The organism is [Flexibacter] sp. ATCC 35208 (assembly GCF_001975825.1).
Classification (GTDB): Bacteria; Bacteroidota; Bacteroidia; order Chitinophagales; family Chitinophagaceae; genus Chitinophaga.
Genome location: NZ_MTKN01000019.1, coordinates 14,794 through 29,686 on the forward strand (window position 1 = coordinate 14,794; position 14,893 = coordinate 29,686).

Annotated in this window: 18 protein-coding genes; 10 read left to right on the forward strand and 8 right to left on the reverse strand. The window is 44.3% G+C overall.

What is annotated here, in order from left to right; translation table 11 throughout:
- Positions 1–19: 19 nt before the first annotated feature.
- The gene (locus BW716_RS13690; protein WP_083723133.1) at positions 20–1,096 is read right to left on the reverse strand and encodes a metallophosphoesterase; all 1,077 of its coding nucleotides are present in this window, start codon (positions 1,094–1,096) and stop codon (positions 20–22) included.
- 78 nt (positions 1,097–1,174) lie between these two features.
- Between BW716_RS13690 and BW716_RS38450 the strand changes: the two genes are divergently transcribed.
- Genes BW716_RS38450 through BW716_RS13710 form a run of 5 tightly spaced genes read left to right on the forward strand, consistent with a single transcriptional unit; the run spans position 1,175 to position 3,172 of the window.
- On the forward strand, positions 1,175–1,459 hold the full coding sequence (locus tag BW716_RS38450) for an isochorismatase family protein (RefSeq protein WP_220388756.1): 285 nt from the start codon (positions 1,175–1,177) through the stop codon (positions 1,457–1,459).
- Complete coding sequence (locus BW716_RS38455; protein ID WP_220388757.1) at positions 1,422–1,727, forward strand: cysteine hydrolase family protein; 306 nt, start codon at positions 1,422–1,424, stop codon at positions 1,725–1,727. Before BW716_RS38450 ends, BW716_RS38455 begins: the two co-directional genes overlap by 38 nt.
- Entirely contained in the window at positions 1,727–2,122 is a 396-nt protein-coding gene (locus BW716_RS13700; RefSeq protein ID WP_083723134.1) for a hypothetical protein, read from the forward strand. Before BW716_RS38455 ends, BW716_RS13700 begins: the two co-directional genes overlap by 1 nt.
- Positions 2,119–2,691, forward strand: coding sequence for a hypothetical protein (locus BW716_RS13705; RefSeq protein WP_083723135.1), 573 nt, complete (start codon positions 2,119–2,121; stop codon positions 2,689–2,691). The genes BW716_RS13700 and BW716_RS13705 overlap by 4 nt, the downstream gene beginning before the upstream one ends.
- A 1-nt stretch (position 2,692) precedes the next feature.
- Positions 2,693–3,172, forward strand: a complete 480-nt coding sequence (locus BW716_RS13710; RefSeq protein ID WP_083723136.1) for a hypothetical protein — start codon at positions 2,693–2,695, stop codon at positions 3,170–3,172.
- A gap of 115 nt (positions 3,173–3,287) precedes the next feature.
- On the opposite strand, the gene BW716_RS13715 is transcribed toward BW716_RS13710, so the two are convergent.
- The 7 genes from BW716_RS13715 to BW716_RS13745 are packed head-to-tail and all read right to left on the reverse strand — an operon-like array spanning position 3,288 to position 9,875.
- Positions 3,288–4,406, reverse strand: coding sequence for an ABC transporter permease (locus tag BW716_RS13715; protein WP_083723137.1), 1,119 nt, complete (start codon positions 4,404–4,406; stop codon positions 3,288–3,290).
- A complete protein-coding gene (locus BW716_RS13720; protein WP_083723138.1) occupies positions 4,403–5,494 on the reverse strand; it encodes an ABC transporter permease in 1,092 nt (363 codons plus the stop codon). Before BW716_RS13720 ends, BW716_RS13715 begins: the two co-directional genes overlap by 4 nt.
- Position 5,495: 1 nt before the next feature.
- Positions 5,496–6,224: an ABC transporter ATP-binding protein gene (locus BW716_RS13725; protein ID WP_083723139.1), complete on the reverse strand. Its 729-nt coding sequence runs from the start codon at positions 6,222–6,224 to the stop codon at positions 5,496–5,498.
- Positions 6,208–7,110, reverse strand: coding sequence for an ABC transporter ATP-binding protein (locus BW716_RS13730; RefSeq protein ID WP_083723140.1), 903 nt, complete (start codon positions 7,108–7,110; stop codon positions 6,208–6,210). Before BW716_RS13730 ends, BW716_RS13725 begins: the two co-directional genes overlap by 17 nt.
- Before the next feature lie 3 nt (positions 7,111–7,113).
- Entirely contained in the window at positions 7,114–7,995 is an 882-nt protein-coding gene (locus tag BW716_RS13735; RefSeq protein ID WP_083723141.1) for an HlyD family secretion protein, read from the reverse strand.
- On the reverse strand, positions 7,992–9,227 hold the full coding sequence (locus tag BW716_RS13740; RefSeq protein ID WP_083723142.1) for a TolC family protein: 1,236 nt from the start codon (positions 9,225–9,227) through the stop codon (positions 7,992–7,994). Before BW716_RS13740 ends, BW716_RS13735 begins: the two co-directional genes overlap by 4 nt.
- A 54-nt stretch (positions 9,228–9,281) precedes the next feature.
- Positions 9,282–9,875 carry a TetR/AcrR family transcriptional regulator gene (locus BW716_RS13745; RefSeq protein WP_083723143.1) on the reverse strand — a complete coding sequence of 198 codons (594 nt, stop codon included), beginning with the start codon at positions 9,873–9,875 and terminating at the stop codon, positions 9,282–9,284.
- Positions 9,876–10,053: 178 nt separating this feature from the next.
- Here BW716_RS13745 and BW716_RS13750 point away from each other — a divergent pair, with 178 nt between their 5' ends.
- The 5 genes from BW716_RS13750 to BW716_RS13770 all read left to right on the forward strand — a co-directional run bounded on the left by BW716_RS13750 (position 10,054) and on the right by BW716_RS13770 (position 14,882).
- Positions 10,054–10,458: a cupin domain-containing protein gene (locus tag BW716_RS13750; protein ID WP_083723144.1), complete on the forward strand. Its 405-nt coding sequence runs from the start codon at positions 10,054–10,056 to the stop codon at positions 10,456–10,458.
- Positions 10,459–10,643: 185 nt separating this feature from the next.
- Positions 10,644–11,633 carry a sensor histidine kinase gene (locus BW716_RS13755; protein WP_179091124.1) on the forward strand — a complete coding sequence of 330 codons (990 nt, stop codon included), beginning with the start codon at positions 10,644–10,646 and terminating at the stop codon, positions 11,631–11,633.
- Positions 11,614–12,366 (forward strand): LytTR family DNA-binding domain-containing protein, encoded by a 753-nt coding sequence (locus tag BW716_RS13760; protein ID WP_083723146.1) that lies wholly within the window; start codon positions 11,614–11,616, stop codon positions 12,364–12,366. The genes BW716_RS13755 and BW716_RS13760 overlap by 20 nt, the downstream gene beginning before the upstream one ends.
- 108 nt (positions 12,367–12,474) lie before the next feature.
- The gene (locus BW716_RS13765; protein ID WP_235643688.1) at positions 12,475–13,815 is read left to right on the forward strand and encodes a TolC family protein; all 1,341 of its coding nucleotides are present in this window, start codon (positions 12,475–12,477) and stop codon (positions 13,813–13,815) included.
- Positions 13,816–13,823: 8 nt separating this feature from the next.
- Positions 13,824–14,882, forward strand: a complete 1,059-nt coding sequence (locus tag BW716_RS13770; RefSeq protein WP_083723147.1) for an efflux RND transporter periplasmic adaptor subunit — start codon at positions 13,824–13,826, stop codon at positions 14,880–14,882.
- Positions 14,883–14,893: the final 11 nt, after the last annotated feature.

The following is a 14,893-nucleotide window of genomic DNA, read 5'->3' on the forward strand; positions in this document are numbered from 1 at the left end:
AAGCTTTGGCCCGTATGGGTCAAAGCTTTATTTCAAACTGATCTTCCATTGTAACAACTCCATCATCCGCAACTGAATAATAATCTCCTTTCATTACCAGCTGCACCCCTGTCTTCTCTATACTAAACCGTAGAAATCCATGCAGCTGATCGCAATAATTTTCCAGGGTAACACCTTCAAAAAGATCCAGCTTATTCGTAAATCTTGTATCAGACAATTCTGCTATCGGATGTAATTCATCATACCCGCCACCACCGGCTACTACAAAGCAAACAGAACGTCCACTATTATATTTTTTCACCAATCGCTGGTAATTATGTACGTGCCCGCTAAACACTATGTCCGGACGCACACCTGTCTCTTCAAAGATCCCTTCCAGCAAAGTGATCATGGGAATACTGGATCCGTGATTAATATCTGCAGAATAAGGTGCATGGTGAATACAAAGAACAAGGGCTTTGCCCGGCCGCTCTGCATCTGCACTACGTAGTTCGGCTTTCAGCCACTCCTGTTGTTCAGGTGTAACAATACCGAATTTTGGCACATTGCTATGCATGCCGATGATGTTCGCCAAAGGCGTTTTGAGTGTCCAGTAGACATTTGGCTGTATCATGCTTTTCCGCGCTATATCATTGCTGAATGGTACGGTGTTCGGTGCCGTATCACAAAACACTTTCACAAAAGGCTCCAGGCTATGATAAGGTGGCGCCGCCGGATTCACATCACTGTCATGGTTACCTGCTATAGCAAATATCGGTGCCGGATAGTTTTGAAACGGACCAAAGAATTGCCTGTAGTATTGACTGGCTTCACCATGGTTATATACCACATCGCCCAGGTGAAATAAAAATTGTGGAGGATTGTCCTGTTCAAATTGCGCCTGCATGGCTGTAATCACTTTCCGCTGAAAATCAGTGCTTCTGATACTACCTGTATCACCTGCAAGGTGAAAAGTCATCTTCTGTGTATTGATGTCCGGAATCACCTGCGCTATATCAAGTTGGTAAGGGAAAGGCCCTGTTGGGGCAGGCAAAGGCTGAAATTTATACGAATCGTCTGGCTGATCTCTCTTCTGAACCGGTGTGCTATATTTCATGTCACAAAGATAAATAATAATCTACCGGGTAGGTTTAAGGAAATATTATAAATTTAGGTTCGAAAAATCTAAGACATAATGAACGCCCTGTTAGTAATGGACGTGCAAAATGCTGTCATTCGCCAGTTACCCGATTATAACAATGCCATCACTAATGTCAGTAAAGCGATCAGCATCGCGCGCAGTATAAATATTCCGGTCATCTATGTCGTAGTAGGTTTTCGTCCTGGTATGCCTGAGATCAGTATGAATAATAAAGTATTTGGCGCCAGCAAAACCCGTTCCGGCGGCGCTGGCGGTGGCCAGAGCGAAGCGATGGCGATAGATGGCGATAGATGCTGCTATTGCGCCTTTGGAAAATGAAATTATTGTTATCAAACGCCGGATCAGCGCTTTTACAGGAAGTGACCTGGAAGTGGTATTGAGAGCGCAGGGGATACAGCACCTGATCCTTACAGGGGTGGCTAGCAGTGGGGTCGTATTATCTACCCTGCGCGAAGCGGCGGATAAGGATTATCGTATCACAGTGCTGGCTGCTTGTTGTACTGACCGGGATCCTGCATTGCATGATGTATTGGTTGAAAAAGTATTCCCCTTTCAGGCGGAAGTGATCACTATAAATGAATTCTGATGGCGATATTTCTCGAAGGCAAATCCAAATGTCCGATCTGTGGCAAGGTGATTATTGCTGCAGAGGCATATTTGTTCCCTCCATTTGTGAGCAACAGGAAGGAACCACTGGATTTTTTTAATGATAAAGTATTTCACAAAAGTTGTCTGCTAACCCACCCATTGGCAGAAAAGGCGATTCAATTTACCAAAGTGCCTATGCCCTTTGTTTGTAAGTTAACAGAGGAGCCTATTTGGCCAGGGGAGGAGATCTTTGGATTTGGATTAGTAACCTCCGATGAAAACTCTCCCGCGTATGCATTGAATTTCACTTACATCAAAAAAGAAGCATTTGATAAATGGGAGCAGCGGGATGCTGTACTGGCAGAATTAAAAAGATTTGAAATAAACCTATGAGACTAAGTCGTTTTTATCCTTTATTAATTTTGCTGACAGCCTGCCATTCACAAGGGCCGCAGGTGAAAGAAGATGTAGTAAAAGATACGGTCAATTCCGATTCCGTAACAATGCCCCGGGTCAATCATGATTTTGAGGCTGACAACAGGGTATTTGATAATTTCAGAGATAGTGTGGCAGAACAGATGGAACTGACCAATAGGCAGCGATCCTTTTATCTGAAGGATGATACCACCGGACCTTACAAACCGCTGGTAGGGCATGAGCTGCGGCGATTGGGAAACATGTATTTAATGATCATTAACTTTGAATATGGGTCGTATAAATTGTATACATTAGACAGCGCTTCTTATACCCTGTTAGATCATTCTATTATTGGTTATAATTCTGATGCAGACGGAGGTTATGGTGGTAGCAGCTGTGATTATGAATTCGTCAATGATTCCACCATCGAGATTGTTGAAAAAGATTTTGCTCCGGAGGGAAGTAAGCAACCGGAACAGTTAGTCCGTACTACATTTACCATTTCAAGCACAGGAAAAATCACTGAGACACATAATAACCAATAACATGAAACCTCGTCAATTTTACCCTTTATTATTACTGTTAGCTGCCTGTAAACCATTTGGACCTCACGACACCGGTGCCGCCTTCCGGGATAGTGTCGTTGCAAAGTTACCCTTATCCAATAGCCAGGTACATCATTACCTGAAAGAAGATACAACCGCTCCGGATATGAATTTCACCGGGTTGGAAGTACGTAAATCAGGAAAGTATTGTGCAGTGTTTGTTCATCATCAAATTGGTACATACAAAATGTATATTGTTGATACCACTACCAGTACGCTCACCGATAGTCAGATCATTTGCGATAACAGGGGCAGTAATAGGGATAGTAACTATTCCAGAGGCAATTACCAGGTGGTAAATGACACGACCATCCAGGTAGTTCAGTATTATTATGGTGCAGAAAATAAAAAGACGGAAGTACATAAAGCATTCACCATTTCAGACAAAGGAAAAATTACGGTGACAAGTGATAATGGTTAATGGTGGAAATTCGTCACTGCATTTGTAAAGAATGAAAGAAATTTTGCTATATAACGGGGCTGTTATATCTTAATGGCCCCCAACCTTATCACAGATCCACGCTTTTCTGATCCTTTTAATTAGTCTTTCTATAATTCAATACCGCCCACGTATTCAATACAAAAGCAAAGATCAATATCACACCCAGTTTAGGCAGCACATCGCGGATACCACTGCCTTTCAATACGATCATACGCATCACTTCTATCAGGTAACTCACCGGGTTGAACTTTGTCACCACCTGTGCCCAGTCTGGCATACTATCAATAGAAGTGAACAAACCACCCATCAAAATAAAGATCATTACAAAGAAGAACATAATGAACATCGCCTGCTGTTGCGTGTCACAATACGTTGATACCAGCAGGCCAAAACCTAATACTGCCAACAGGTATACCCAGATAAAACCATAGAGTAAAAAGATATTTCCCAATGGTACTATTCCATATGCTACCCTTGCTACAATCAAACCCAGTGTGAATACGACATTGCCCAATACCCAGAATGGAATCAGCTTTCCCAGTATAAAATGATGTTTCTTAATAGGTGTTACATTGATCTGCTCTATGGTACCTACTTCTTTTTCCTTTACAATATTCAATGCCGTGAGGAAACCACCGATCATTGTGACCAGTATAGCCAGTATTCCAGGTACCATAAATAAATGATAATCCAGGTGTGGGTTGAACCAGTTAGACGAAACGATTTCCACCATGGGCTGTGATTGAAAACGCGCAGGTTCTACCAGCTGTAGCCGGATGTCATTATTTTCATCCCTGATCACACTATTCAGGTATACGCCGCCCAGACTGGCTTTGGTGCCATTGATGGCGTTGACCGCTACAAACAACTGCTCACGGTTCTCCCTGACCAGATTTTTCTCAAAGTTATGCGGTATCTCCAGCAACAGATCTGCTTTATCTTTTTCAATCAAATGCAGGGCTTCTTTATAAGAAAATACATACCCCGTTAATTTGAAATATCCTGAAGCGGTGATCTTGCTGATCAGTTTCTGCGAATATGAAGAATGGTCATTGTCAATGATCGCCAGGTTAATATTCTTTACCTCATAATTCGCGGCCAGAGGCAGGATAAACAACTGCATCACCGGCATCACCAGCACCATCACAAGGATAGAACGGTTACGAAAGATCTGCCTGAATTCTTTTTGTAATAAAAACCGGATCGTTCTCATGATAACCTGATTTTGAAACTTTTAAAGCTCACGAATAATAAAACCACTGTAATACCTGCCAGTATCAGTGTTTCTTTCCACACGGCAGAGAATCCCAGCCCCTTGATCATAATCGCCTTCACAATATTATAATACCACTTAGAAGGCACGATATTGCTAATCAACTGCAAGGGGAGTGGCATGTTCTCTACGGGGAACATAAACCCGCTAAAGAGGATCGTAGGCAGCATCATACCCATCAGTGAGATCAGCATCGCTACCTGCTGCGAACTTGTTTTTACTGAGATGAAGATCCCCAGCGTCAGACAGGTAATTATAAATAAGGTGCTTTCTGCAAACAATAATGGTATACTGCCATTGATGGGTAATTTTAGCACAAAGGTGCTGAGGAGTAAAATGGTGGTTACGTTGATCAATGACAGCAGGAGGTACGGAATGGCCTTGGATATAATCACCATCAGTGGACTAAAAGGCGATACCAGCAGTACTTCCATCGTACCTGTTTCCTTCTCGCGCACAATCGACACTGCCGTCATCATCACACATACCAGCATCAGTACGAGCGACATGACCCCCGGTACAAAGTTCGGCGCACCTTTCAATTGCGGGTTATACAAATACCTGATCTGAGGACTTATCTGGAAAGGCTCCTGTGCCGCCATATAATCCTGTATGATCGACGTAATATAACTGGTCAGCGTTGTGGCTGTATTCGGGCCAGCCCCATCAGCAATGATCTGGATCTGCGCATGGTGTGTATGCAACAGGTCATTATTAAATCCCTGTGGGAAGATCACTGCCAGTCTGATATCGCCCTTTTTGAAAGCAGCATCAATACCCGAACGATCCATCACCGCATAGGCAATATCGAAATAACGGCTGGCTTCAATTTTACTGATCAGTTGTTGCGAAGCCACATCCTGTGCCTGATCATAGATCACAATCTTCGCATTCCGGACTTCATTCGTCAGGGCAAAGCCAAAGATCAGGATCTGCACGATCGGCAAGCCAAAGAGGATCAGAAGGGTCTTCCTGTCTCTCAGTACATGTGCAAATTCTTTCCTGATAAAGGTATACAACTGTTTCATATCATTCGCTACGTTTTGCACTGCGGGCCAGTGCGTAAAAGACTTCATCCATGCTGGAAGCATGGTATGTATTCTTCAGGTTATGGGGTGTGTCCAACGCTTTAATACGACCATCCACCATAATAGAAATACGGTTACAATATTCTGCTTCGTCCATGTAGTGGGTGGTCACGAATACTGTTACGCCGCTGTCTGCCGCATCATAGATCAGGTTCCAGAATTGTCTGCGGGTAATAGGATCTACGCCGCCAGTTGGTTCATCCAGGAATACGATCTTCGGTTCGTGCAATACAGCTATAGAAAATGATAGTTTTTGTTTCCAGCCGAGTGGGAGGGAACCCACTAGTTTCTTCGCTTCTTTTTCAAGGCCTAAGTCATGGATCAGTTGCTGACTCTTGGTTTTAAGTTGTTGATTGCTCAAACCATAAATACCACCAAAGAACCGGATATTCTCTGTTACCGTCAGGTCTTCATATAAGGAGAACTTCTGGCTCATGTACCCGATGTTCTTTTTGATCTGTTCCGTTTGTTTATAGACATCAAAACCCGCGATGGTCGCACTGCCCGAACTCGGTGTGGACAGTCCGCAGAGCATGCGCATAGCGGTTGTTTTGCCTGCACCATTGGCGCCCAGGAATCCGAAGATCTCGCCTTTGGCTACTTCAAAAGTGATTTCATTTGTTGCAATGAAATCGCCGAAGCGCTTGGTTAGTTTATCTGTTTTGATCATCTTTCAATAGTTTAATAAAACAGTCTTCAATAGTCACGGGTGTAGGTTTTATCTCTATTCCTGTCAAATCCTGTGAAGTTAGCTCCTGTTGCAGATCGCCTTCAAAAATTACATGCGCATATTCTCCAAATGCATAGCTGTCTTTAACAAGCGAAGATGCCTGCAGGGCTTTGAGCAACGGGTGCATCTGGTCCGCTTTCACTGCATACAATTTGTCTGCAAATGCATGCACGATGTCTGATGGGGTATCAATAGACAATATTTTTCCATCCTGTATCAATGCAATTCTATCACATAGATCTGCTTCATCCATATAAGGTGTAGACACAATGATGGTGATCTCCTGTTTTTTCAATTGCCGCAACATCTCCCAGAATTCCTTTCTGGATACGGGATCGACACCCGTTGTCGGCTCATCTAAAAACAGCACCGATGGCCGGTGGATGAGCGCACAGCACAATGCCAGCTTTTGTTTCATTCCACCGGAGAGTTTCCCTGCCCGCCTTTTTTTGAAAGGCTCGATCTGTACATAGATGTCTTTTATCAAATCATAATTCTCGGCTATGGTGGTATTAAACACCGTTGCAAAGAAATTCAGGTTCTCTTCCACGGTCAGGTCCTGGTACAGCGAAAACTTCCCGGGCATATATCCCGCCCGTTTGCGGATCGCTTTATAATCGCGGACCACATCAAAACCATCTACGGTAGCACTTCCTCCATCTGGTAGTAACAAGGTGGTCAATACCCGGAAGATACTCGTCTTGCCCGCGCCATCAGGGCCGATCAGGCCAAATAGCTCCCCTTTCTTTACAGCAAAGGATACATCATCCACGGCTGTTTTATCCTGGTACACTTTACGCAGGTTGTTGACGATTATAGCATCCATAAGTTATAATTTTATCTCTCCGTACATCCCTATTTTCAGAAACCCGTCATTATGCACGCGCACTTTGAGGGCATATACGAGGTTGGCTCTTTCTTCTTTTGTCTGAATCGTCTTAGGGGTGAACTCTGCTTTATTACTGATCCATTCGATGGTGCCTGTTTGATCCTTCATGTTATCAACCAATACTTTCACCTGTTGACCAGGTTTTACAAGAGACAGCTGATCCCCCTTCAGGTAAGCTCTTAAAATGATGGTATTCAAAGCAGCGATCTTGTATACGGCCTTGCCGGGACTCGTTACTTCGCCTGCTTCTGCATACTTGGTAAGGACAGTGCCATCAATAGGATTTGTTAGTCTGCATTTATCCAGTTGATCATCGATTTGTTGGATCTGTGCCTGTAAAGGGGCTGCCTGATCTTTTAGGTTGGTAGTCGTAATACCGAGAGAAGACTGTGTCGCGGCGATTTGTTTTTTCACAATAGCTACCTGTGAAACTGCATCATCCAGTTGTTTGCGGGTCGCAGCATCTGCTTTGAGTAAATTCTCCGTACGATCTCTTTCTCTTTCTGCCTGTCTCAGTTGTTCCTGCAAAGCGGCAGTTTGTGCAGAGATATCCGGACGGCCGCTCAGTACTGCACTGATCTGTGCCTGTAATTGTTTCTTTTTCAGTATGAGTTGAATGCTGTCGATATAACCCACTACCTGACCGGCTTTCAGCACTTGTCCTTCTTCAACATCCAGTGATTTGATATTGCCGGAAGCCTCTGCAGATACAATCGTTTCCACTGCTTCGAAAGTTCCGGATGCGTCGTATGCTGCTTCTTTTTTATTACAAGCTGAGAGGGTAGCAGCGACGAGTATGAGTATGATTAGATGCTTTTTCATAGATTACCTGTAGTAGTTTGTTGATTATATTGTGAGAGCAGCCATTGCATTTCGTGGAGGGACTTATTTTGTCTGGCCAGATTTTCATCATTTACTTCTTTCAGAAAGTCATTGCCGGTGATCACGCCATTCTCCAATTGGGCGATAGCCGCAGTTTTGACCTGTGAACGCAATTTGATAATTGCATCGTCAGACGTCATTAATTGCTGGTATTTGTTCACTGCCGCAGATTCCTGTTGTACAGTCATAGCTGTGTTAAACAAGAAGGTTTCTTTTTGTACCGCTATTTCCTGCTGGTTTACGACGATCTGCGCTCTCTTTTTCTTCAGGGTGTAAAAGGCTGAAGGAGACCAGCTGAAGCGAATACCTCCGAGATAGTAAGCCCGAAAACTATTGTCCAGCATATTCAATCCTGGTCGGCCATATCCCCCCTGAATATAGAAACCAACCTTGGGCCGGGTACCTACCGTCAATAGCTGATCCTGTAGCAGTAAAGATCTCTGTTGCGCATCAAAGGATAATAATTCCGGACGATGAATGCTATCGTTGAGCGATAAAGAAGCTGGTTTCTCCAACGAGGTGACCGGAGCACCAATAAATAAAGAGAGCATGTTAGCATAAGCCTCGCGGCTACTGGCAATTTCAATATTATGTTGCTGGGTAGCCAGTATTTCTGCATTGATCAGATCTGCATTACTCCGAAAAGCCGTCCCATTATCCAGCGCTGCCTGTGTTTTCTTCAACCCCAGTTGCAGGTCTGCCAGCATCAGGTCATTTTGTTTCAACTGTTCATCCGCCAGCAGAATCCCAAAATACAGCTGGTTAATTCTGTCTTTGAGCGCATACAGATCTGCCTGCAACTGCTGCCTTGACACGGCTTCATTGCTCTTTTGCAGCTCCTGCTGTTTCGCAATTTCACCTCCATCATAAATCACCTGGTCCAGTTGCGCCGTGGCCTTATACTGGTCCTTGTTCAAGGCTGGTATGTTCACCCCCGGAATGCTGATCGGTATCTGCGTCACGGCAGATTGGTAAGTGGCCTGTGCATTCAGGGAAAACTGCGGCAGGTATCCCTTTTTCAGGTTGTCAATCGTGTACGCCGCCGATTTGCTGATCAGGTCATATCTTTTCGTCAGCGGATAATGCTGTTCCGCCAGCCGGTGGCATTCCGGCAAGGTGAGTTGCCCCCTGGCAGACAACGAAAATAATAGTAGCAGGACGTAGTATTTCATATTTAAACATATTGTTTAATCAAATGATTAAGGCGTGGGCAAAAAAAATGCAGCTTATTCAAGCATGCATTTCAGCCAGATGGGAATCAGCTTCTTACGTTCTTCCATTAACTGATTATACTGTTCATCAGTTAATGCTGCGGTTCCCTGCAGTATGGGCCGGGCGGCAAATGGAAAGATCAGCATCCCCAAAAACGACATCAGGAAATGTATCGGATTGATATCTTTCTTTTTCTCCTGTAACTGCTGCATAAAGTGGGACCCGATCACATAGGCATCTACATTCAGCGTCTCCCGCAGCCAGACAGGGTTTTGCCTCAATTCACTCAGCACAAATAAAGGCAGGTCCGGATTCAGAAAAAGCATATCGATATAACTGGTGGCGATATAAGCAATCTTCTCATCCAGCGATTTACTTTTATCATTCAGGGTCGGCGCCAGTATGCCAAACAGCTTTTTCAGGTTTTCAGCCATCACAATTGAAAACAGCTTTTCCTTACTACGGAAGTAATAATTCAACAGGGCCAGGTTCATCCCAGCCTCTTCTGCAATGTCACGGGTCTTGGTAGCGGCATACCCTTTTCTGGTGAAAATAGTCCTGGCGGCGGCTTTAATCTTTTCTTCCGTTGAAATGCTCTTCTCTTCCATGATTGTACAAAGGTAAAGTTAAAATATTGATTTAAACAAATGATTAAAGTTCTATAGGGGAGGAATTTTACAAAATAGAGCAGATTATTTGATTTTCTTAAGCTTCTATTTGAATATCGTTAATCCCCTCCCAAAAACACGCCATAACTTTGTGGCAAGAAAACTTGTTAGAATAGTCATGGAAATAATCAGAACCGGCACTCAGCCATCAGGAAAAGGCCCCGCCGAGTACTTCACTGGGTCTGTTAGAATTGATCCTTTAAATAATCCTCCCGATCCGGCCCGCGTAGCCATGGCCCTGGTCACTTTTGAACCCGGCGCCCGTACGGCCTGGCATACTCACCCCTTAGGACAGACCCTGATCGTCACCGCTGGCAGTGGTTGGGTACAAAAGGAAGGCGGCCCCCGGGAGGAAATTCACCCTGGCGATGTCGTGTGGTTTACCCCCGGTGAAAAACACTGGCACGGCGCTACTGCCACCACTGGCATGAGCCACATCGCCATACAGGAAAAACTAAATGGTTCCCCCGTAGATTGGATGGAACAGGTAACGGAAGAACAGTATAACAAAACGCATGAGTAATTGCAGTTGGCCAACCGTCATAATACCTGCCGATCGCCTTCGGCAGGGTTTTTCCATTTCATATCTCCTCCTTGTTCATTTCAAGTCCCATTATGCGCATTTTAACCCCTTAATTTCCCTGTAATTTTAATTTGTATGTACATTTGCAGATGTCACACTCATACCAGTTAAAATGGTGTTTCATCATGATTTTCATCCTCGGCGGCGGAACAGTCCTGATGAGATTAAAGGATTTTAACTTCCACAATATCCGGACGTTCCTGGAGTACTTTTCCATGATTACCATTACTACATTCGCCTGCTGGATGGTACACGGGTTTCTCAGGTTACACGAGCCCAAAGGAGTCAGCAAACAACTCCGTCCCATTGTCCGGATAGCCGCCGCCATGCTGGTGGCATTTTGTCTCAATTACCTTTCAGTAATTATAATTCCGAGCAGGTTTTTATTTCAGGACATGGTATTTCATCATACGTATGCCGATTTTTTACGCATCATCATCGGTGCATTTTTTATCAGTATGTTTTGTCACATCGTATGGAGCTCGCTGGCTGTCAACATCGTGCTGCAAAAAACACAACTTGAAAATGAGCATCTTAAGCAGGCTCACCTCCGTGCACAGCTGCTCTCCTTACAACAACAGATCAGCCCTCATTTCCTGTTCAATTCTCTCAGTACGCTCAAGCACATCGCTCATGATAAAGACACCAAGGACTTTGTGGTGCAGCTATCCCACGTATATCGTTACCTGCTGAACATCAATGAACACCAGATCACGAAGCTCGTTGATGAACTGAACTTTATCGACTCTTATTTATACATTCTCTATCAGCGTTTCGAAGGTGATCTGAAAGTACAGATCAATATTCCTGAGCAGTATCACAATTACCTGATACCACCTTTAGCCATTCAGCTCTTAATAGAAAATGCCATTAAGCACAATGCGCTCTCCCCGGAAACACCTTTGCTGATAGAGATCTTTATTGAAAATGAAACAGTCACAGTCAAAAATATCCGCCAGCCCAAAAAGTACCCCGTAGAGAGTACCAAATTAGGTTTGCAGAATATCAACGAACGCTTCCTGTTATTGTTCGATAAACAAATTACCATCGACAACACCGACGAAAGTTTTACTGTACATCTACCAGTCATTAGCCATGAACGTTATTATCATTGAAGACGAGCGGAAAACAGCCAGAGAATTACAAGACATCCTCACCAATATCGACAGCGAAATCCGCGTTCTGCAGGTATTGCCCTCTGTAGTGGCTGCCATCCGTTGGTTCAGGGAAAACCCTGCACCTGACCTGATATTTTCAGATATCCAGTTGGGCGATGGCCTATGTTTTGAAATCTATCGCGAAGTATCAGTGAATGCGCCAATCATTTTCTGTACCGCCTTTGACCAGTATGCCATTCAGGCTTTTGAATCCAATAGTATCGACTATCTGCTAAAACCACTGGAAGAAGCCCAGGTAGAAAGGAGTCTGAAGAAATTTCATCGTATCAAAGACCATTACAATACCTACCAGCAAAGTCTGACGAAGGCCATGACCCAAATGGAAAATGCCTACCGCCATACCATCCTCGTACATTACAGGGAGAAAATGGTGCCCGTCAAGGTAACCGATCTTGCCTATATACATGCCGCCAATGGTGTGGTCACCCTCCATACCCGCAACGATCAGGATTACACGATCCAGTACACCATCGACCAACTGGAGAACATGCTGAACCGCAATGACTTCTTCAGGGCCAACCGCCAATTTATATTACACAGGGAAAGTATCACGGATATTGAACATTACTTCAACCGGAGATTGATAATCAAGACGAACTGTAAAACCCCGGAAAAGATTATCGTAAGCCGCCTTAAGGCACAGGACTTTTTACGCTGGATAGAGCAGTGACACTTCATTTCCATTTTTGCTCACTTCATTTCCCTATTTGCGCTTTTCATTCATATTTAAATAAATGGCGCAAATGTAGTCGGTAGTTTTGTCTCATTGCATAGTTATATGATGAAGAAAAAACTACTTATTGCAGGATTATTGCTAATCAATGGTGCCTCTTATGCCCAGAACAACTGGACACTCAAGAGCTGCATTGAATACGGTTTGAAAAACCACCGTAGCAATGTTGTGTATGCCAATGATAAAAAAGCTGCAGATGCCAAAGCCCGCGAAGCACTGGCCGCTTACCTGCCCAGTGTTAGTATCTCAGGCTCTATCGACGACAACCTGAAAGTACAGGAAACCGTGATTCCTGCCGGTATATTCGGCGACCACGATATTCGTGTTGCATTTACCAAGAAATTCAATACTAACCCTGTAGCACAACTGGATCAAACCATTTTCGATCAGTCTTTGCTCACCGGTCTCAAGGCGAATAAATATAACAGGGAATCTGCCGACCTGAATGTGCAGCAGAATAACGAGACCATCATATACAATATCAGCAGTGCTTTTGCACAGATCTTCGTGTACAGGGAACAGCTATCTCTCCTGCATACGAATCTGGACAACTACCACGAACAGATGGACATCACCAGTCAGCAGGTAAACAGAGGCACCGTATTGCAGAAAGAACTGGACAAAGTAACCGTTGACTACAACAATACCGTGTCTAAAATACACGTTGCAGAAAGTAACCTTACTTTATCTTACAATCAGCTCAAATATGAAATGGGATTTCCGCTCACTGATACGATCACTGTAGACAGTGTGGAAGCTGCTAAAGCCTTTAATAACCTGGCTATCGCCGCGCCAGATGCGAATACCTTTTCAGCTGCGAACCGCCTGGATTTCCGTATATCACAGGTCAATGAGAAAATGCTGGCCATAGATGAGCAGCGCCTCCGCAATGGTATCTATCCACGACTCACCGCATATGCCCGTTATGGTGCAGTTGGTTATGGCGATAACCTGAATGAGTCTTTCAAATCACTGGCTACTTATTCCGCCATAGGTATCAAACTCAGTATTCCCATTCTCGATTTCTATAAGCGCAATGCGCAATCGTCACAGGCAAAATACAAACACCTGAATGCAATCGAACAATTAAAAATAGACGAAGGTAAATACGCAATGGAATACCAGAATGCCCGCACCAAAGTAATACAGGAGCAGGGCAATATGGACAATAACCGGCGCAATATAGAACTGGCGCAATCTGTGTTCACCACTACCAATCTGCAATACCAGAAAGGTACCACGGACATGACCGATTGGCTCAATGCCCAGAACTCACTGAAAGAAGCGCAGAACAATTACCTGAGCTCCGTATATAATTTCTTCCTCGCCCGTATCGATCTCGAAAAAGCGGGTGGATCACTCAAGACCTTTTACCTGGCTCTATAAATAGCAATATGAAAACGAAGTACATCGTAAGTTTAGTCATTATCCTGATCATCGGATTGATCGTTTACAAACTGGCTGTCAATAAGAAAAAGCTGAACGAAAAAAATAAGCAGGCACCTGTGACCCAGGTACAGATACCTGTAAAGGTAGCCGTTGCAAAGGAACAGTTGCTCGAAATCAACATTGTAAAGACCGGTAACATTGCACCGTTCAAAGAAGCAAAGGTCGTAGCCATGAGCGGCGGTACCCTTACACAGGTGCGCTTTGAACTGGGAGACCAGGTAAAACAAGAACAGGTACTCGCTATTACGGATACACGACAGGCACAGCTGGAATTACAAAAAGCAGAAACAGATGCCGCTAAGCTCCGTAATGACCTCGATACCTACACCGAACTTCTGAAAGGAAAAGCCGCCACACAGGAGAAGGTAAATGAAATAAAAAATAACTACCAGACTGCCCTGAACCAGGTAGACCAGGCCCGGAAGAAACTCGCGGATGCCGCCATCAAAGCACCTACCAGTGGGATCATCAGCGCTAAACCGGTAGAACAGGGGGTATTTGTAAATGCAGGTACGGAGATCGCCACTATCGTAAACCTGAACAAAGCAAAAGTACAGGTGAACCTGACAGAAGCAGAAGTCTACAAAGTAACAAACGGGCAGAAAGTAAAGATCACCGCTGATGTGTATCCCGGTAAGGAATTCTCCGGTACCATCAGTTTTATCAGCCCACAGGCCGATCAGACACACAACTACCTGGTAGAGATCATGACGGACAATGCCACACAGTCCATCCTCCGCTCCGGTACATTCGTATACGCCGACTTCTCGAGGAAGACACAGGAACAATTCCTGGTGATCCCGAGAGAAGCCCTGACAGAGAGCGTGAAGAACGCTTCTGTATATGTAGTGAAGAATAATGTAGTACATCAGCAGATCATCCAGACCGGTACTGAAATGGGAGGTTTGATGCAGGTGATCAGAGGTTTGCAGGCAGGTGACTCCGTCGTTACTTCCGGTCAGATCAACCTGAAAGATGGTACTCCAGTCAGTGTGTCAAAATAAAAAAGCACCCT

Excerpts from the sequence above, each read along its gene's own strand:
- BW716_RS13690 (WP_083723133.1), bottom strand. The coding sequence starts at position 1,096 with ATGAAATATAGCACACCGGTTCAGAAGAGAGATCAGCCAGACGATTCG.
- BW716_RS38450 (WP_220388756.1), top strand. The coding sequence starts at position 1,175 with ATGAACGCCCTGTTAGTAATGGACGTGCAAAATGCTGTCATTCGCCAG.
- BW716_RS38455 (WP_220388757.1), top strand. The coding sequence starts at position 1,422 with ATGGCGATAGATGCTGCTATTGCGCCTTTGGAAAATGAAATTATTGTT.
- BW716_RS13700 (WP_083723134.1), top strand. The coding sequence starts at position 1,727 with ATGGCGATATTTCTCGAAGGCAAATCCAAATGTCCGATCTGTGGCAAG.
- BW716_RS13705 (WP_083723135.1), top strand. The coding sequence starts at position 2,119 with ATGAGACTAAGTCGTTTTTATCCTTTATTAATTTTGCTGACAGCCTGC.
- BW716_RS13710 (WP_083723136.1), top strand. The coding sequence starts at position 2,693 with ATGAAACCTCGTCAATTTTACCCTTTATTATTACTGTTAGCTGCCTGT.
- BW716_RS13715 (WP_083723137.1), bottom strand. The coding sequence starts at position 4,406 with ATGAGAACGATCCGGTTTTTATTACAAAAAGAATTCAGGCAGATCTTT.
- BW716_RS13720 (WP_083723138.1), bottom strand. The coding sequence starts at position 5,494 with ATGAAACAGTTGTATACCTTTATCAGGAAAGAATTTGCACATGTACTG.
- BW716_RS13725 (WP_083723139.1), bottom strand. The coding sequence starts at position 6,224 with ATGATCAAAACAGATAAACTAACCAAGCGCTTCGGCGATTTCATTGCA.
- BW716_RS13730 (WP_083723140.1), bottom strand. The coding sequence starts at position 7,110 with ATGGATGCTATAATCGTCAACAACCTGCGTAAAGTGTACCAGGATAAA.
- BW716_RS13735 (WP_083723141.1), bottom strand. The coding sequence starts at position 7,995 with ATGAAAAAGCATCTAATCATACTCATACTCGTCGCTGCTACCCTCTCA.
- BW716_RS13740 (WP_083723142.1), bottom strand. The coding sequence starts at position 9,227 with ATGAAATACTACGTCCTGCTACTATTATTTTCGTTGTCTGCCAGGGGG.
- BW716_RS13745 (WP_083723143.1), bottom strand. The coding sequence starts at position 9,875 with ATGGAAGAGAAGAGCATTTCAACGGAAGAAAAGATTAAAGCCGCCGCC.
- BW716_RS13750 (WP_083723144.1), top strand. The coding sequence starts at position 10,054 with ATGGAAATAATCAGAACCGGCACTCAGCCATCAGGAAAAGGCCCCGCC.
- BW716_RS13755 (WP_179091124.1), top strand. The coding sequence starts at position 10,644 with ATGATTTTCATCCTCGGCGGCGGAACAGTCCTGATGAGATTAAAGGAT.
- BW716_RS13760 (WP_083723146.1), top strand. The coding sequence starts at position 11,614 with ATGAACGTTATTATCATTGAAGACGAGCGGAAAACAGCCAGAGAATTA.
- BW716_RS13765 (WP_235643688.1), top strand. The coding sequence starts at position 12,475 with ATGATGAAGAAAAAACTACTTATTGCAGGATTATTGCTAATCAATGGT.
- BW716_RS13770 (WP_083723147.1), top strand. The coding sequence starts at position 13,824 with ATGAAAACGAAGTACATCGTAAGTTTAGTCATTATCCTGATCATCGGA.